At 71.5% G+C, this 2,289-nt stretch carries 5 protein-coding genes and 1 pseudogene; 4 read left to right on the forward strand and 2 right to left on the reverse strand.

Going from position 1 to position 2,289, the window contains the following annotated elements; genetic code table 11:
- On the reverse strand, positions 1 to 184 hold a 184-nt coding region (locus QH283_RS02290), incomplete at its 3' end, for a hypothetical protein (protein WP_280501363.1).
- Between QH283_RS02290 and QH283_RS02295 the strand changes: the two genes are divergently transcribed.
- The 4 genes from QH283_RS02295 (at position 185) to QH283_RS02310 (ending at position 2,006) form a co-directional block, all read left to right on the forward strand.
- Positions 185 to 385: a hypothetical protein gene (locus QH283_RS02295; RefSeq protein WP_280501364.1), complete on the forward strand. Its 201-nt coding sequence runs from the start codon at positions 185 to 187 to the stop codon at positions 383 to 385.
- 218 nt (positions 386 to 603) lie between these two features.
- Positions 604 to 822, forward strand: coding sequence for a helix-turn-helix domain-containing protein (locus QH283_RS02300; protein WP_280501365.1), 219 nt, complete (start codon positions 604 to 606; stop codon positions 820 to 822).
- Positions 822 to 1,406, forward strand: coding sequence for a Clp protease N-terminal domain-containing protein (locus QH283_RS02305; protein ID WP_280501366.1), 585 nt, complete (start codon positions 822 to 824; stop codon positions 1,404 to 1,406). The genes QH283_RS02300 and QH283_RS02305 overlap by 1 nt, the downstream gene beginning before the upstream one ends.
- A 207-nt stretch (positions 1,407 to 1,613) precedes the next feature.
- The gene (locus QH283_RS02310) at positions 1,614 to 2,006 is read left to right on the forward strand and encodes a phage holin family protein (protein ID WP_280501367.1); all 393 of its coding nucleotides are present in this window, start codon (positions 1,614 to 1,616) and stop codon (positions 2,004 to 2,006) included.
- A 20-nt stretch (positions 2,007 to 2,026) separates the two neighbouring features.
- Here QH283_RS02310 and QH283_RS02315 read toward each other — a convergent pair.
- A pseudogene (locus tag QH283_RS02315) lies at positions 2,027 to 2,289 on the reverse strand (1,4-dihydroxy-2-naphthoate polyprenyltransferase); the annotation flags it as partial.

A 2,289-nucleotide genomic window follows, 5' to 3' on the forward strand; every position in this document is an offset into this window, starting at 1 on the left:
CCCCCGAGTGACCGACACACAGGAGGCGGGGGGGGGGGGGGGGGGGGGGGGGCGCCGCCCCCCCCCCCCCCCCCCCCACCCCCCCCCCCCCCCCCCCCCGCGCGGCGGGCCGCCGCCCCGCCGGCCCCCCGCCCCCCCCCCCCACCACCCGCGGGGCTACCCTCGTGGGTAGGAGGTGAGCCACGTGGCATATCTGTTGGCCCTCATCGCGATCATCGTGGTGGCAGTGCTGATGTACAAGGCGTTCGGTCCGGGAAGAATCGATCAGCCGACCGCCCCGCCGCGTCGTCGCCCGATCCTCGGCCCCGACGACGACCCCGAATTCCTCTGGCGCATCTCCCGTGAGCAGCAACGCCGTGACGGCGAAGGCCCCAAGGATCTCTGACTTCTCCGGCCGGTGACCGAGCCCCGGCCGGGACTCCCTGCGCGGCGTGATCGCCGCGAGCCCCCATGGGTTCTCTCCTTTCTCCCGCATCAGGTCGTAGTGGGTCTGCGGGTTGTCAAGAACTCCGGCGTGGTCCCGGAGTGCCGCCTGAGCGACGACGCGGTCGATGCGTCAATTTTTGTTGACGTCTGGACGTATCGTCAATTAAAGTTGACGGCATGACCGAAGCGACGACTCTGGCGGCCGCGGCGGGCAGTCCCGATCCCGAGGTGGGGCTGCGCGCTGTCCGCGCACTGCGCAGGCTGCTCGAGCGCTTGGAGGCACTCCAGGTCCGCAATGCCAGACAGCAGGGCTGGTCCTGGCAGGCCATCGCCGACGCGCTCGAGGTCAGCAAGCAGGCCGTGCACCAGAAGCACAACAAGAAGGGCGGCATCTGATGTTCGAACGATTCAGCGCGCACGCGCGCACCGTGGTGATCGGGTCCCAGGAGCAGGCCCGCGCGTTGCGCTCGCCGCGCATCGACGTCGAGCACCTGCTGCTCAGCCTGCTCCGGCAGGGTGAACCCGGGCTCGCCGAGCTGGTGGCCGAGGCGTGCGGGCTCACCCCGGACAGCGCGCGGGAGGCGTTGACGCGGGCGGCCGCCGACGCCCCGCTCGGTCCTGAAGACGCCGAGGCCCTGCGCTCGATCGGCATCGACCTCGACGCGGTGCGCGAAACCCTGGCGGCGAATTTCGGCGAGGACGCGCTCGACCGCGCCGAGCCGCCCCGCCGCGGCGGGCTGTTCGGCCGGGAGTGGATCGCGGGGCACATCCCGTTCACCCGCGAGGCCAAGAAGGTGCTGGAACTGGCGCTGCGCGAGGCGCTGGCACGCAAGGACAGGACCATCGGGTCCGGGCACCTGCTGCTGGCCGTGCTGCGCGCGCCGAACCCGGTGACGCTGCGGCTGCTCGGCGGTGAGCAGACCGTCGAGACGCTGCGCCCCCGGGTGCACGCCCTGCTCGACGCCGCCCGCGCGGCCTGACCGCGGCACTCTCCGACGCCGTCCTCCGGTGTCATCCTCCGATGTCACCCGCCGGTGTCACCGTCCTGAGCCACTGGACGGTGGCACCGGGTGGAGTCCCTGAACAGCGCCACCGGGAAGCGCCACTCGACCGCGCGGACCTGTGGCCGCTGCCCGGAATCAACGCGAGCCCACCGGAAAAGGGGACGATCCGCCTAGCATGGGCGCATGCAGCTTGTGATCCGACTGATCATCAACGCCGTGGCCATCTGGCTGGCGGCGGCGTGGGTGAGCGGTATCGACATCCTCAGTCCGGCCGATTCGGGGACGGGGGCGAAGGTCGTGGTCGTGCTGGCCATCGCGGCCCTGTTCACCCTGGTCAACGCCCTGGTCAAGCCGATCGTGAAATTGCTGGCGCTGCCGTTGATCCTGCTCACCCTCGGGCTGTTCCTGCTGGTGATCAACGCGCTCATGCTGTGGCTGACCGCGGCGCTGACCGACGTGGTCGACACCAACGGCTACGGTCTCGAGGTCGCCGGATTCTGGGCCGCGCTGCTGGGCGGCATCATCATCTCGCTGGTGAACTGGGTTCTGGGCGTGCTGGTCCCGGACGGCGACTGAGCCCCGTCGGGGCGGGCGGTTCAGGCGAGGCCGAGCGCCAGCGCGGACAGGATCGCCCAGGCCAGCAGGGCCAGGCCGGAATCACGCAGCGCCGGAATCAGTTCCAGCCCGTCGCGTCCGCCGCGCACCGGCGCATTGGCCCGCACCGCCAACGGCGCGGCCAGCAGGCCGATCAGCGCCAACGGCGTGTGCAGGGCCAGGGCGAGGGTGAGCACGAACGGCACCGTCAGCAGCGCCAGATGCAGTGTGCGGGTGCGGGGGTCGCCGAGGGTGACCGCCAGGG

This window comes from Nocardia farcinica, assembly GCF_029867845.1.
Lineage (GTDB): Bacteria > Actinomycetota > Actinomycetes > Mycobacteriales > Mycobacteriaceae > Nocardia > Nocardia farcinica_A.